This is a genomic window from Noviherbaspirillum sp., assembly GCF_035944575.1.
In the GTDB taxonomy this organism is placed as follows: Bacteria; Pseudomonadota; Gammaproteobacteria; order Burkholderiales; family Burkholderiaceae_D; genus Noviherbaspirillum.
Genome location: NZ_DASZBA010000064.1, coordinates 1 through 13,848 on the forward strand (window position 1 = coordinate 1; position 13,848 = coordinate 13,848).

The following is a 13,848-nucleotide window of genomic DNA, read 5'->3' on the forward strand; positions in this document are numbered from 1 at the left end:
AGCCGCGGGCGGTGAGCCCCGGTTGCTGTATGCCCGCTTCCTGTCGAAGGGCAACCGCATCTTCCAGGTCGTGATGACGGGCAAGGAAAAATCGATGTCGCGCGACGCGGCGGAGATGTTTTTCGGTTCCTTCAAGAACTGATATGCAGTTCCTGAGCGGCGCACTGGCGGTGCGCGTCTTTCTCTGCTTCGCCAGCGCCTACTTTCTGTCATATGCATTCCGCTCGATCAACGCGGTGATTGCGCCGGCGTTGATGGATGACGTCGGCTTGTCCGCCGCCGACCTCGGCCTGCTGTCGTCGGCTTATTTCCTGACCTTTGCCGCGCTGCAGCTCCCGCTTGGCATCTGGCTCGATAAATACGGGCCGCGCCGCACCGAGACCGCGCTGCTGATCTTCGCCGCCGCAGGGGCGGCATTGTTTGCGGTCAGCGACTCGTTATCGGGACTGTGGCTTGGCCGTGCGTTGATCGGCATCGGTGTATCAGCCTGCCTGATGGCGCCCTACAAGGCATATCGGCAATGGTTCGCGCCGGAAAGGCAGGCGCAGCTCGCCAGTTGGATGCTGGTGGCGGGCACGTCGGGCGCATTGGCGTCGACGGTGCCTGTTAATGCGGCTTTGCCATCGATCGGCTGGCGCGGCGTGTTCTGGATCATGAGCGGGATGATCCTGCTCTGCGCCGCGGCAATTTTCTTTCTGCTCAGAAAGGTGGAAATATCGTACGCCATCCCGCAAACGCCGACTGCGTCTGGTGCGAAAGCGGAGACGCCGGGATATTTGCAGGTTTTTCGCCATCCGTACTTCCGGCGCGTCGCCGTCCTCGGCGTGATCAATCATGGCAGCTTCATTGCACTGCAGACACTCTGGGCCGGCCCCTGGATGAATACGGTGCTCGGCATGGACAAGGATCAGACGGCCCAGATCCTCTTCATCTTCAATTTTTGCCTGATGCTGACTTATCTATGCCTTGCATGGTGGGCGCCGCGCAAAGTGTCGCAGGACGGCAGCCGTGGCTGGCCTGTCATCCGTGCCATCATCGTCGGACTGATCGGCACGGTGCTGACGCAAGCCGCCATCGTATTCATTACTGCGCCATGGGCATGGATGCTGTGGCTGCCGTTTGCCTTTTTCGTTACCGTGACGACGCTGGTGCAGACAAGTGTCAGCCTTTCCTTTCCGTCCGCGCTGGCGGGCCGTGCCAATAGCGCATTCAATTTCCTGCTGTTCGTCGGTGCCTTCATCATGCAATGGGGTGTCGGGCTCTTGATTGATTTACTGCAGGCAACAGGCGCCGCCCCTGCGGATGCCATGCGTGGGGCATTCGGTATTTGCCTGCTGTTGCAGATTGCAACCCTCATCGGGTTCATCGCCAATCGCTCCCAGCCGCGGCAGGCGTGACGATTGAGGCCCGTCTACGGCCGTTAGTTGAGTCGTGTGCTATGGTTAATATATTAAACAACCATGGAGGCGCCATGCTAGTGAGATTCAAATCCAAGGCCGCTGCGGAAGTCCTGATGTATGAAGCACATGCCAAACGCATCCTCGACTTGCTGCACAAGGATGTGAAGATGGGCATCATTACCGCCGCGGAAGCACCGCATGCGGTGGCAAGACTCGAGGAAGAAATCGCCGAGAGCCGCAAGCACCCGGCGTCCGAGGAAGTCGAACACGATATTGAAATGCATCACAACGAAAAAGGCGACGACAACGAACATGAACAAATCCAGGTCGTGACCTTTGCCACACGCGCCTATCCGCTCCTTGAAATGCTGCGCGCGGCGCAGCGAGGCGGATATGACGTGATGTGGGGCGTTTAGTGACGTCGCCGGTCGAGCGCAGGCTGAGCGCCACGGACGGAACGCCGCTTCAGGTGGTGGACTGGCCGGTCGACGGCCCTCAACGAAACGGCCGCGGCGTTGTGTTGATGCATGGACTCGGCGAGCATTGCGGCCGCTATCCGCATGTCGCAAAGTTCTTCAATGACAACGGCTGGTCGGTGCGCAGTTATGATCACCGTGGCCATGGCCGCTCCGGCGGCGCTCGCGGCGATGTGCCGGACAACGAGGCACTGGTGCGCGATGCCAAAGTCGTGATCGATGATTTCGCGCGGCAATTCGATGCGCCGCCGATGCTGTTTGGTCATAGCATGGGCGGACTCTTCGCGACACGTTTTGCCATCGCCGGCCTGTCACCGTTGCGGGCGCTTATCCTATCCTCTCCCGCACTGGCATTGCCGTTGTCGGGGCCGCAAAAAATATTGCTTGGCGTACTGCGCGCCGCATCGCCCGGTTTCGGCGTGCCGAACGGCTTGCAAACCCGATATCTCTCCCATGATCCCGCCGTCGAGGCGGCCTACAGGAATGACCCGCTAGTCCATCCAAAGATCAGTGCCCGCCTGTTGACCGCCATGCTGTCGGCTATCGATTTTGCCCATGCACATGCTCCGACGCTTGCCATCCCGACGCTGATGGTCGTCGCCGGGGATGATCGGCTGGTCGATGCATCGGGCAGTGATGCGTTTTTTGCACGGCTTCCATCCGGCATCGGCACCTTCCGCCGCTATCCGAATTTTTACCACGAGTTATTGAATGAAACTGGTGCGCAACAGGTGTTCGACGACATGCGCAACTGGATGAGCATGCTTCGCTCCTGAGCGACCGTGGCCGGACTGCGGCTACAATCACGGGTATCATCGCCCGTCCGGACCGTTGCACATCTACCATGAATTTTCTCGGCATTTCCGATTTTGGCCTCTTTTGCGCCGCCGTGCTGCTGCTGAACGCCACGCCAGGCCCCGACACGGCCTATATCGTGGGGCGCAGCATCGCGCAGGGGCGCGCCGCCGGCATCATGTCGGCGCTCGGCATCTCCGTCGGCTGCTGTGTGCATGCGCTTGCTTCGGCGCTGGGACTGAGCGCCATCCTCGCCGCGTCATCCGCCGCATTCCTCGTCATCAAGCTGGCCGGCGGCGCCTATCTGATCTATCTCGGCATCCGCATGCTGATGGTCAAGCCGGCCGCTGACACCGGCGCCGACGGCGCAAGCGCGGCCGCGCTTCGCGATAATCGCGCGCCGGCCACGATTTTCTGGCAGGCGATGATCACCAATGTGCTGAATCCGAAAGTCATTCTCTTCTTCCTCGCTTTCATCCCGCAGTTCGTGCAGGGCGACTCGTCGCAGAAGACCATCGCCTTCCTCGTTCTCGGCCTGGCGTTCGCGGCCATCAGCATGTGCTGGAACAGTGGCACCGCGCTGCTGGCAGGCACGCTGGCGCGTCGCGCCGGACGCAGTCCCCACGTCAGGTTGTGGCTCGAACGCGGCGTCGGCGCCGCCTTCGTCGCGCTGGGCGCAAAACTCATGCTCACCAAGAATTGATCTTTCCTTGTCCAAACCGTCACTTCCTCAACTGAAACCGGATTCGCTCGCCTATGCACTCGTGGGCGCGGCGCACGCCGTGGTCCGGGTCCGTGCCGGCACCGCCCTGCCGCAGGCATTGGCCGCCATCTTCGACGACCTCGCCCCGCCCGCAGCGGCGCGCGGCGCGATCCAGGACATCGCCTACCGCAGCATGCGCACGCTCGGCAGGGCCGAAGCGCTGCTGGCAAGGCTGGCGAACAAGGCGCCATCGCCGCCCCTGCTGCACGGCTTGCTGTGCTGCGCCCTCGGACTGATTTCAAATGCCGACGACGAAGCCGCCGATATGCCCTATGAGGCGTTCACCGTGGTCAACCAGGCGGTGCACGCTGCCGCATCCGGTCCCGATACCGCGCATGCGAAAGGCATGGTGAACGCGGTACTGCGGCGCTTCCTGCGCGAACGCGACAGCCTGCTGGCACTGGTCCTGAAGGAACCGCAGGCGCGCTGGAATTATCCCGACTGGTGGATCGGCGCAACGAAGGCCGCCTATCCGCAGCAATGGCAAGCCATCCTGAACGCCGGCAACAGCGCACCACCATTGACATTGCGGGTCAATCGCCGCCGTACCGACACTGCGGGCTATCTGCACACCCTGGCCGCGGCCGGCATGCCCGCCGACCGGATCGGACCGGATGCGGTGCGCCTTGCGCAACCGGTCCCGGTCTCGCGCATTCCCGGGTTCTCGGACGGACTGGTATCCGTACAGGATGCAGCGGCCCAACTAGCCGCACCGTTGCTGGATCTGCACGATGGCATGCGGGTGCTGGACGCTTGCGCCGCGCCCGGCGGCAAGACCGGCCACATACTGGAATGCGCCGACGTCGCACTGACGGCGCTCGACAACGACGCGCAGCGATTGTTGCGGATTAAAGACAATCTGCTCAGGCTCGGATTGCAGGCCGATCTCCGGGCCGGCGATGCGGCCGATGCGGACTGGTGGGACAAGCAGCCGTTTGACCGTATCCTGGCGGACGTTCCTTGCACCGCGTCGGGCATCATGCGCCGGCATCCGGATATACGCTGGCTGCGCCGGAAAGGCGATGCAATGCAACTGGCAACCATGTCCGGGCGGATTCTCGACAACCTGTGGCAGATGCTTCGACCGGGTGGTAAATTCCTGTTTGTGACTTGCTCGCTCTGGCCGCAGGAGTCGGAAATGCAAGCCGCCGCTTTCGCGTCCCGCACCAAGGCGTTGCGCCTGCCTGCGCCCGGCCAGTTGCTGCCCGCGTCGGGCGCTGAGCAAGATCACGACGGTTTGTTTTACGCTCTGTTCGAAAAGGCCGCGTGATAGTATCCCCTCAAACAATTTCAGGGCGGAGGCGATGATTTCCCTCATGCGCCGGCCCACCACTCGAGTGACACGTCGATTCTTTCATTCATTGATCTGCCGGTTCATGACCTTGCTGTTCCTTGCCGCTTTCCTGGGGCCGGTACCGGCGCGTGCGGCGGAAATCGAGATCAGCCGGGTGAGCTTGGAAAATGCCGACGAAGGTTACAAGCTTGGCATCAGCTTCGCATTCGAATTGCCGCGCACGCTGGAGGACGCGATCATGCGCGGCTTCCCGCTCTATTTCACCACTGAAGTCGAACTGACACGGCCGCGCTGGTACTGGTTCGATGAAAAAGCGATCACCGCATCGCGGACGGTACGCATTTCCTACAACCTGTTGACACAGCAATATCATGCCGCCATCAGCGACGGCCTGCATCAGAGCTTCAATACGCTCGAGGAAGCGCTGTCGCTGGTAAAACGCCCGGGCCGCTGGCTGATCGCCGACCGGGGGGTGCTCAAGCCCGGCGAGGTCTACAATGTCGCGGTGCGCATGGGGCTCGATGTCGCGCGCCTGCCCAAGCCTTTTCAGGTGCACGCAATCAACAGCAGCGACTGGCGTTTCTCTTCTGACTGGAAACAGTTCAATTTCAAGGCGGAATAGCCGTGCCAAGGCATTTTCGATATTTCCTGGTGGTCGGCGGCGCGCTGGGCAGCATCCTGCTGTTCCTGCTGGCCTCCGCGGCTGAGAATTCAGCGTTCTTCGACAAGAACTATCCCTGGCTGCTCGGACTGAATGCAGCCATGGCGGTGGCCTTGCTGGGACTGGTCACGCTGCTGCTGGCGCGGCTGTACCGCCGCTACAAGCGCGGCGCATTCGGCTCGCGCCTGATGGCGCGGCTGGTGCTTCTTTTTGCCATCATCGGCATCTTGCCCGGACTGATCATCTATGTCGTGTCGGTGCAGTTCGTGTCGCGCTCGATCGAGTCGTGGTTCAACGTCCGGGTGGAGTCGGCGCTGGAGTCGGGATTGAATCTCGGACGCACGGCGCTCGATGCATCGCTGACCGACCTGAGTGCGAAGGCGCGCAATATCGCGCTCGAGCTTTCGGAAATGTCGGAGTCGGAACTCGTCACGCAATTGTCACGCTTGCGTGATCCGGGCCAGCAACAGGAAGCCACCATCATCACCTCTGGCGGTCAGATCGTCGCAACCGTCGGCGGGCGCTACGGCAGCCTGGTTCCGGACTTGCCCACTCCGGCGATGCTCAGGCAGGCGCGCATGACGCGGGGCTATGCGGCAATTGAAGGCGGAGTTGATCCTCCAAGCACGTCCCGGGACACGCTTGCCGGTGCCACCATGACGCCGGGCGCAAGCACGAAAGCGCCAAGTGCTCAAAACGAGCTGCGCCTGCGGACAGTGGTAGCGATACCGAATTCCGGCAGCGGCATGTCGCTGCAAGCCGACACCTACTACCTGCAATTGACGCAACCCGTACCGCCCAGCCTCGCCGCCAATGCCGAGGCGCTGCGCGCCGCCTACAGCGAATACCAGGAACGGGCTCTGGCGCGTACCGGCCTGCGCAAGATCTACATCACGACATTGACCCTCACGCTGCTGCTGGCGATCTTCGGCGCCATCACCGGCGCCTTCCTGATCGCCGGCGATCTGGCCAAGCCGCTTCTGCTGCTGGCGGAAGGCACCAAGGCGGTGGCCGAGGGCAACCTGTCGCCGCGCCCCATCGTCACCACTTCCGACGAACTCGGCACGCTGACGCAGTCCTTCAACACCATGACACGCCAGTTGTCGGAAGCCCGCGCCTCGGTCGAGAAGAACCGCGCCGAGCTGGAGAACGCGAAGGCATATCTGGAATCCGTGCTGGCCAACATGTCGGCCGGCGTGATGGTCCTGGACAAGCACTTCCGGCTGGTTACATGCAACGAATCGGTCGAGCGCATTCTGCGACACAACTTCGACGCGCACATCGGCCAGCCGCTGTCGTCCATCGGCGGCCTTGAGCCGTTGGCGAACGCATTCACCAAGGCCTTTTCCGAACAGAGCGCGCAGTCCGCCTCGGCGGATTCCGGCCTGAGTGGACACTGGCAACAGCAGATCGAAGTGCCGCGCAAGGATGCCGGCCCGGATGATGACAGCGGCATCACGCTGCTGGCGCGCGGCTCGCATCTGCCGGTTGCGGCAGGCACCGGCTATGTCGTGGTATTCGACGACATTTCCGACGTGATCTCGGCGCAGCGCTCGATCGCCTGGGGCGAAGTTGCGCGCCGCCTCGCACATGAGATCAAAAATCCGCTGACGCCGATCCAGTTGTCGGCCGAACGGCTGCAGATGAAACTGGAAAGCAAGCTGTCGCCGCAGGACGCCGCCATGCTGACGAAGGGAACCGGCACGATTGTCAATCAGGTGTCGGCGATGAAACGCATGGTGGACGATTTCCGCGATTACGCCAAGACACCGCCAGCGGTGCTCGAGCCGCTCGACCTGAATGCGCTGGTCGAGGAAATCCTGCACCTGTACCTGAGCGGCGACGACCGAGACATCATCAAAACGTCGCTTGCGCCGGCATTGCCCCGGGTGATGGGCGACGCCACCCAGCTCAGGCAAGTCATCCATAACCTGCTGCAGAACGCGCAGGACGCCGCAGACGATAAATCCGGCGACGGTCATGCGCCGCACATCGATGTCCGGACTGAAGCCATTCCCTACGACGGCTCTGATGGCAGCAGGCATGTTGCCGTCCGGCTCACGATCGTCGATAACGGCCCCGGTTTCTCATCCAAGATCCTGGCGCGGGCATTTGAGCCGTATGTCACGTCCAAGCCCAAAGGGACAGGTCTTGGGCTGGCCATGGTGAAAAAGATTATCGATGAGCATGGTGGCAGGGTAGATATTCAAAACCGCGCCGACGGTAATGGTGCAAAAGTGGCAATTTTGCTGCTAAAGTTAGCCCCGGCATAAAATAAAACTGGTGTTTGAGGGAATCAGCGTCGAACTTTTCTGGCAGGCAATACTCAATGGATCATCCTGCGTGTAGCCCCCTGACGATGACGATGGCGTTGATTGCATGACGTTATTGAAAGCGTTATTCAGGCATATGTGATGGATGCGATTTCATGCCCGAGAGCAGAAGGCGATGCCATGGTATGCAGAAGGTCTGGAAGCGATCTGACATAGGCAAAACCGCTCCGTTGGAGTGGTTTTCAGGAATGTGAAAAGTAGTCGGGATCGGGCTGAGAAGCGCAGCCGTACAAATGGTACGGCGAGCATCGCAGATCCGGGATCGCCCCCTTGCCTGTTTCTGGGAACCGCTCTGATAACACACTCTTACAAATATCCCGCTCCGTTTTAAGGTTTAGCCACCTCGACTGAGCGACAATTGACAGCGACATTGGCAGCAAAGAAGGCACGCAAATGGCAAATATTCTGGTAGTCGACGATGAAATGGGCATCCGCGAGTTGCTCTCCGAGATCCTGGGGGACGAAGGACATGTGGTGACCACCGCAGAAAATGCGCGGCAGGCAAGGGAAATACGCGCAGCCGGGGCTCCCGACCTGGTCCTCCTTGACATTTGGATGCCGGATACCGACGGCGTCACCTTGCTCAAGGAATGGCAGCGCGACGGCCTGCTTACCATGCCGGTCATCATGATGTCCGGACACGCGACCATTGACACCGCAGTCGAGGCGACCCGCATCGGCGCGCTGAACTTTCTCGAAAAGCCGATTGCCTTGCAAAAGCTTCTGAAAGCCGTTCAACAGGGACTCACGCGCAACCAGGAAGTTGCCCGGCCGGTACTTTACAGCGCGCATACTTCCCGTCCCGCACCGGTCGCGCATGAAGAACCGTCATCCGTGCATGTCGCCGCCTTTACGACGCAGGTCTCCGCTGTTTCCGCCATGGCGCCGCATGTATCCGTGATGTCGCCGCCGCAACCCGAGACGCCGGGCTTCATCTTGTCTTTCGATCTGCCGCTGCGGGAAGCGCGCGACGCGTTCGAACGCGCCTACTTCGAGCATCATCTCAATCGTGAAGGCGGGAGCATGACACGGGTCGCGGAACGAACCGGCCTGGAACGCACGCATCTTTACCGCAAACTCAAGCAGCTCGGTGTCGAACCGGGCAGGCTTGCCAGAAAGGGGTAAGGCTTGTCCGGTAAGCGCCGTACTGCGGAGCAGCTTATCAAACACAGCCTGATACGCGCGTGGCTTTAACGCTTACCACGCTCGTGACCGGCGGCCACGCCGCCGATCGTGAAGCCGCGATTGCCGAAGCCCTCGATCCGTCGATCGACACCGCCCTGATACTTGAAGGATTACCGAGCGGCACTTCGTCGCTCGCTGTCATTCCTGACCTTCCCTCTGTAGTTATTGCACGTGTTGCGCCGGGTTGCATGTGTTGTACCGGTAACCTGACAATGCGTGTTACATTGAACCGTATTCTGCGCAAGCGGCCGATGCGTTTATATATCGGACTCGCCAACGCTGCACATCTGGAACAGATACGCCATTTTTTGACACAAACTCCATACGACAGCTTTCTTGAATTGACTAAAGACATCGACATCGGCAACCGTTGAACACTACAAGACGAACATTGTTCCAGGAGGCAAGTCGATTTTTACAGCGGTGTCTTGAAACGGTTTTACTTGGCCCCATTTTTGCATCAGAGTGAACGGGTTTTCAGTAAACGTAGGTTGCACAAGGAGCGCAAGATGAACTTAATCTACAACAGCGAGCAGTACAGCGTGGTGGAGTTTGGCGCGGACGATGACCGCGAAGCGCTACGTTTTGGCGGCTATGAAATCATGGACAAGTCTGGCAAGCGCGAGATCTTTATCGGTGGAACGCTGGCCAGGTCCTTCAGGGAGGAAGTCGAAAACCTTATCGCCACCGAACCGACAGTAGAAGAAATCGACACCTATCTCGGCAAGTACGATGCGCTCATGCGTCAGCCGATGATTCTTCACTAGTCCCACCGCGCTGTCTGAAGTCTGTTTGAATTGACACTTGCTCCTTCACCGGAGCAAGTTGTTTTCAACCCGGACTTTCTGTCCCGGATCATGCGGCAGCAAGCGAAATGCATTGACATGCATGATCGTGTTGTTCAATGCCCGCGTCCTTTTCCGCCGGTTCGTCGTTTGCAGGCGAGCGCACATCAATTTTCCAGCGTTACTCTTTGTGCTGAATACCGTACAAGGTATGGCATCATGTCGTCCGCAGCAACGCTGCCCCAACAGAGTTGAACAGGGCGATACGCCGTGAGCGGATGTAAATATGGGTACATTCATTCCCAATAACGCAATCACCGCGGCAATGAAGTGATGCATTCCGTACAGACAAATTGAAAAAGCCGCCAGCATGCATGGCAACTCTCGTCACATCACCAGCACCCAGACCGCGGCACACCGCCAGTTAAGCGCGGTCGTCGAACGGCATGCAACGAGCATGTTCCGAAAACCGATCATGGACTTCAACCGCGCCGCATTCGACGGCAGCGTAGCCGCATGGAAAACCGCAGGCGCCATGCCGCTGATCCTGGATGCCGGATGCGGCGTTGGCATGTCTACCCGCAATCTGGCATTGCAGTTTCCGGATCATTTTGTAATCGGTGTCGATCAGTCCGCCGACCGGCTGGCGAGAAATACGCATTCAACCGGGGCGACTTTGAATAACTGCCTGCTGGTGCGGGCCGATCTCGTGGATTTCTGGCGGCTCATGCTGGAAGCGGAAATGCATCCCGCAAGGCATTATTTGCTGTATCCGAATCCGTGGCCGAAGATCGGCCATCTTGGGCGACGCTGGCATGGGCATGCAGTCTTTCCCACCGTTCTGGCGTTGGGCGGCATACTGGAATGCCGAAGCAACTGGCGGATTTATATCGAGGAAATGTCGAGCGCCATCCATCAGGTGACTGGGCTCGATGTCCTATGCGAAGCCTTCCACACCGCTGAACCGATCACGCCTTTCGAACAAAAATACCTGGCCTCGCGGCATTCGCTGTGGCGTTGCATTGCGGACTTGAACCTGCGCGAACATCGTTGAATCGTGGCGGTAACAAAGATGAATGACATGAAATGCGTATGGAATACAACGCTTTCATCGCACTAAAAATCCTTTCTTGACGCAGCACAAAGCCTCCCGCACTTCCCCGCGAATGGCGTGGAATTCCCATGTTTATGGCATTGTGATCGCCGCCGAAAGACAGTACTCTGATTGATCATTCAATTTGGGCCATATGATTTTTCATCCTGTCCGCATCCACGAACAATCACACACCGGAATCAAACTCTTCGATCAATGCGGTCTCGTTACCGCGGCAAGAGCCCTTGAATCCGGTTAATGCATAACACGATAGAGGTATCAGGCAATGCTTCATATCTCGGATTCAGCATCAACCAACCAGACAGTCATGGTTCTGCGTCCGTCAAGTCCTGTTGAATCACGCTGTGCGTATTCCCACATTCTCAGAAATCACGGCTTGACACTGGTTGAGTGCAACACACACGACGCCGCATACAGGGCAATGGCCAACGGCTGCCGTGTCGGTCTGCTGATTATCGACGAACACGCAGAACTGTCGCAACTCGACAAATACGAATCGCTGGTCAACAACAACCAGATTGCCTGGGTCGGTCTGGTGGCCCAGGGACTGATCTCGACGCCGCGCATGCGTGAGTTCATCGGCGAACATCTGTTCAACTTCATCACCACGCCAGCTGACCCGGACCACATCATTCTTACCCTTCGCCATGCATGGGGGATGGCAGTCATACGCGACGGCCATACCGGATTGCAGGAACGCGCGCAAGCAAGCGATGGGCTGTCGATGGTCGGCAACTCGCCACAGATGCAACGACTGTTCAATCAGATCCAGAAAGTCGCACGCACTGAAGCGTCGGTGCTGATCACGGGTCCGTCAGGCACCGGCAAAGAAATCGCCGCGCTGTCGATTCACCGCCAGTCAGCACGCGCCGCGGCACCATTCGTTGCGGTAAATTGCGGTGCTATTGCGCCGCAATTGTTTCAGTCGGAGCTGTTTGGCTATGAAAAAGGCGCATTCACCGGCGCCAGCCAGCGCAAGATAGGCCGGATTGAGGCAGCTCAAGGCGGCACGCTGTTTCTGGATGAAATCGGCGATATGCCGTTCGATATGCAAGTCAACCTGCTGCGCTTTCTGCAAGAAAAAACCATCGAGCGTGTCGGCGGCACGGACTCCATCGGTATCGATGTTCGTATTATTGCGGCCACCCACATTGATCTTGCGGAAGCGGTCAGACAGGGCGCTTTTCGAGAGGACTTGTATTACCGGATCAACGTCATTTGTCTTGAAACGCCGCCGCTGGCTGATCGCGGCCAGGATATTGAAGACATCGCCAAACATTATTTCACCCGATTCGCAAAAGTCCACAATCGCAGCCTGCGTGGCTTTTCCAAGGCGGCGATGAACGCAATGCTCAGCCATAGCTGGCCAGGCAACGTGCGTGAACTAGTCAATCGCGTACAGCGTGCAACCGTGATGGCAGAAGGTCGCTTCATACAGCCATCCGATCTGGGCTTCGAAAACCAGATGGAACAGTCACAGATTGTTTCCCTCGAAGACGCGCGTGCGCTCGCAGAAAGCACGGCGATCCGGCGCGCACTGTCGCAGGCGCGAAATCAGATATCTCGCGCGGCATCCTTGCTTGGCGTATCCCGCGTGACGTTGTATCGGCTCATGGAAAAGTACGACATACGCACCGAGGCATCGGCATGCGCCTCTTCGCCACCGGCTGTCCGACGACGCGTATTGGTAAATTTGGAAGCAAGGGCAAGCGAACGTGCACGCTAATCTTGTTCCAATGATGTGCAGAAAGTACATGAAGCACGACAGTGCGCCCGAGGCATATAAGGGCAAACCCGCAGGAAAAATCTTGCCATGCCACCTCAGGCAAAACCCGAACCTGCAAACAGAATGCGAATCTTGATATGCCTCGATCCGTCATGCCCGACAATCAAATAGTGAAGCTGCCGTATATTGAAGTCGGCATAAAGTAGCAGGTTGCTGTCCGAATGGAAAAACGGTGCCGATCCCGGCAGATTGTTGGTTTCCCCTTTCGTCCTGAACGCCTATGCAAGCCCAGCACACCGACGCAAATGCTTTGCGCGTATGTTTGATAACCCATGGACTCTCCCCGATCGTAGCGCCTCTGTATGCGGAACCGCGGGTCAAGCTGGTATCAATTGTCGAGTCTGCACCGCGACCCCAGCGTAGTACCTCGATGCCAAGGCGAACTGCGGAACGGATTTATCGCCGTGTTCGTTTTCGCGATTCGCTTGAATATTATGCAAAGGCGCGAAATCTTCCCTATTTTTCTCTTTCCAAAGAGAACCTGCCGAGCTTGGGCGAGCGGTTGAAAGAACAGCAATGTGATGTCCTCGTTGTACATTCGATGTCCCATTTGCTGCCTGCTTCCATACTGGAAATACCGAGGTTCGGCACATTGAATCTCCATCCGTCCAAATTACCCGCCTATCGGGGGCCCAATCCCATCTTCTGGATGTACTACAACACCGAGACTTCGGGTGGTGTCACGCTGCACTATCTCGATGCGGGCGAAGACACCGGGGACATCGTTTACCAAGCGTCGTTCGCAATTAATCCCGGCATGAGTTACCGGGAAATGCACGACACGGCGATAAAAAAGCATGGAATACAGCTGGTTCTGAATGCATTGCAAACATTAGCGGATGGAAGCCCGTTGCCTCGCACAAGGCAACCTAAGGAAAGCCCGACGGTGCGGGCACGGCGGGTAAAATCGGAAGAGTATAGGACGGCAATCGACTGGCAATCTTGGCCGGTTGAGCGGGTGTGGCACTTTCTTCGTGGCGCGGACAGTTGGATCAACGACGTCATCGGTCCGCCACCCGGATTCGCGCCCGGTCAGGATTGGACGGTGCTTGAATACGAAAGAAAGCGCACCGCCAGCCGACGGCTTGGTGCGATAGAAAAAGACCGGCACGGGCACTATCTTGTTTGCAAGGACGGTGTCGTTCGCCTGGAAACAGAATTCAAAACGTCGAACTTCCTGAAATTCATATATCGCAAGCTATAACGACAGCAGCCTGACCTTGTCGCTATACGGTGTGAGAATTATGCATTTGCAG

13 protein-coding genes are annotated in these 13,848 nt (G+C 58.5%); all 13 read left to right on the top strand.

Going from position 1 to position 13,848, the window contains the following annotated elements:
- The first annotated feature begins 143 nt into the window (after window positions 1–143).
- The 13 genes from VGU61_RS03580 to VGU61_RS03640 all read left to right on the top strand — a co-directional run bounded on the left by VGU61_RS03580 (window position 144) and on the right by VGU61_RS03640 (window position 13,796).
- Window positions 144–1,397, top strand: coding sequence for an MFS transporter (locus tag VGU61_RS03580; RefSeq protein ID WP_326857728.1), 1,254 nt, complete (start codon window positions 144–146; stop codon window positions 1,395–1,397).
- Between the two features lie 74 nt (window positions 1,398–1,471).
- Complete coding sequence (locus tag VGU61_RS03585; protein ID WP_326857729.1) at window positions 1,472–1,816, top strand: DUF1840 domain-containing protein; 345 nt, start codon at window positions 1,472–1,474, stop codon at window positions 1,814–1,816.
- A complete protein-coding gene (locus VGU61_RS03590; RefSeq protein WP_326857730.1) occupies window positions 1,804–2,652 on the top strand; it encodes a lysophospholipase in 849 nt (282 codons plus the stop codon). The genes VGU61_RS03585 and VGU61_RS03590 overlap by 13 nt, the downstream gene beginning before the upstream one ends.
- 68 nt (window positions 2,653–2,720) lie before the next feature.
- Complete coding sequence (locus VGU61_RS03595) at window positions 2,721–3,374, top strand: LysE family translocator (RefSeq protein WP_326857731.1); 654 nt, start codon at window positions 2,721–2,723, stop codon at window positions 3,372–3,374.
- Between the two features lie 7 nt (window positions 3,375–3,381).
- Window positions 3,382–4,704, top strand: coding sequence for a 16S rRNA (cytosine(967)-C(5))-methyltransferase RsmB (gene rsmB, locus VGU61_RS03600; RefSeq protein WP_326857732.1), 1,323 nt, complete (start codon window positions 3,382–3,384; stop codon window positions 4,702–4,704).
- 106 nt (window positions 4,705–4,810) lie between these two features.
- On the top strand, window positions 4,811–5,350 hold the full coding sequence (locus VGU61_RS03605; RefSeq protein WP_326857733.1) for a DUF4390 domain-containing protein: 540 nt from the start codon (window positions 4,811–4,813) through the stop codon (window positions 5,348–5,350).
- Between the two features lie 2 nt (window positions 5,351–5,352).
- Window positions 5,353–7,662, top strand: a complete 2,310-nt coding sequence (locus tag VGU61_RS03610) for a sensor histidine kinase (protein ID WP_326857734.1) — start codon at window positions 5,353–5,355, stop codon at window positions 7,660–7,662.
- Between the two features lie 453 nt (window positions 7,663–8,115).
- Window positions 8,116–8,847: a response regulator gene (locus tag VGU61_RS03615; protein WP_326857735.1), complete on the top strand. Its 732-nt coding sequence runs from the start codon at window positions 8,116–8,118 to the stop codon at window positions 8,845–8,847.
- Window positions 8,848–8,906: 59 nt separating this feature from the next.
- Window positions 8,907–9,281: a GTPase gene (locus tag VGU61_RS03620; RefSeq protein WP_326857736.1), complete on the top strand. Its 375-nt coding sequence runs from the start codon at window positions 8,907–8,909 to the stop codon at window positions 9,279–9,281.
- A gap of 135 nt (window positions 9,282–9,416) precedes the next feature.
- On the top strand, window positions 9,417–9,674 hold the full coding sequence (locus VGU61_RS03625; RefSeq protein WP_326857737.1) for a BTH_I0359 family protein: 258 nt from the start codon (window positions 9,417–9,419) through the stop codon (window positions 9,672–9,674).
- A 388-nt stretch (window positions 9,675–10,062) separates the two neighbouring features.
- On the top strand, window positions 10,063–10,746 hold the full coding sequence (gene trmB / locus VGU61_RS03630; protein WP_326857738.1) for a tRNA (guanine(46)-N(7))-methyltransferase TrmB: 684 nt from the start codon (window positions 10,063–10,065) through the stop codon (window positions 10,744–10,746).
- A gap of 325 nt (window positions 10,747–11,071) precedes the next feature.
- Entirely contained in the window at window positions 11,072–12,532 is a 1,461-nt protein-coding gene (locus VGU61_RS03635; RefSeq protein ID WP_326857739.1) for a sigma-54 dependent transcriptional regulator, read from the top strand.
- A 280-nt stretch (window positions 12,533–12,812) separates the two neighbouring features.
- A complete protein-coding gene (locus VGU61_RS03640; protein ID WP_326857740.1) occupies window positions 12,813–13,796 on the top strand; it encodes a methionyl-tRNA formyltransferase in 984 nt (327 codons plus the stop codon).
- Window positions 13,797–13,848: the final 52 nt, after the last annotated feature.

Coding starts and splice junctions, on each gene's coding strand:
- VGU61_RS03580 (WP_326857728.1), top strand. CDS start 144: ATGCAGTTCCTGAGCGGCGCACTGGCGGTGCGCGTCTTTCTCTGCTTC.
- VGU61_RS03585 (WP_326857729.1), top strand. CDS start 1,472: ATGCTAGTGAGATTCAAATCCAAGGCCGCTGCGGAAGTCCTGATGTAT.
- VGU61_RS03595 (WP_326857731.1), top strand. CDS start 2,721: ATGAATTTTCTCGGCATTTCCGATTTTGGCCTCTTTTGCGCCGCCGTG.
- VGU61_RS03605 (WP_326857733.1), top strand. CDS start 4,811: ATGACCTTGCTGTTCCTTGCCGCTTTCCTGGGGCCGGTACCGGCGCGT.
- VGU61_RS03615 (WP_326857735.1), top strand. CDS start 8,116: ATGGCAAATATTCTGGTAGTCGACGATGAAATGGGCATCCGCGAGTTG.
- VGU61_RS03625 (WP_326857737.1), top strand. CDS start 9,417: ATGAACTTAATCTACAACAGCGAGCAGTACAGCGTGGTGGAGTTTGGC.
- trmB (WP_326857738.1), top strand. CDS start 10,063: ATGCATGGCAACTCTCGTCACATCACCAGCACCCAGACCGCGGCACAC.
- VGU61_RS03635 (WP_326857739.1), top strand. CDS start 11,072: ATGCTTCATATCTCGGATTCAGCATCAACCAACCAGACAGTCATGGTT.
- VGU61_RS03640 (WP_326857740.1), top strand. CDS start 12,813: ATGCAAGCCCAGCACACCGACGCAAATGCTTTGCGCGTATGTTTGATA.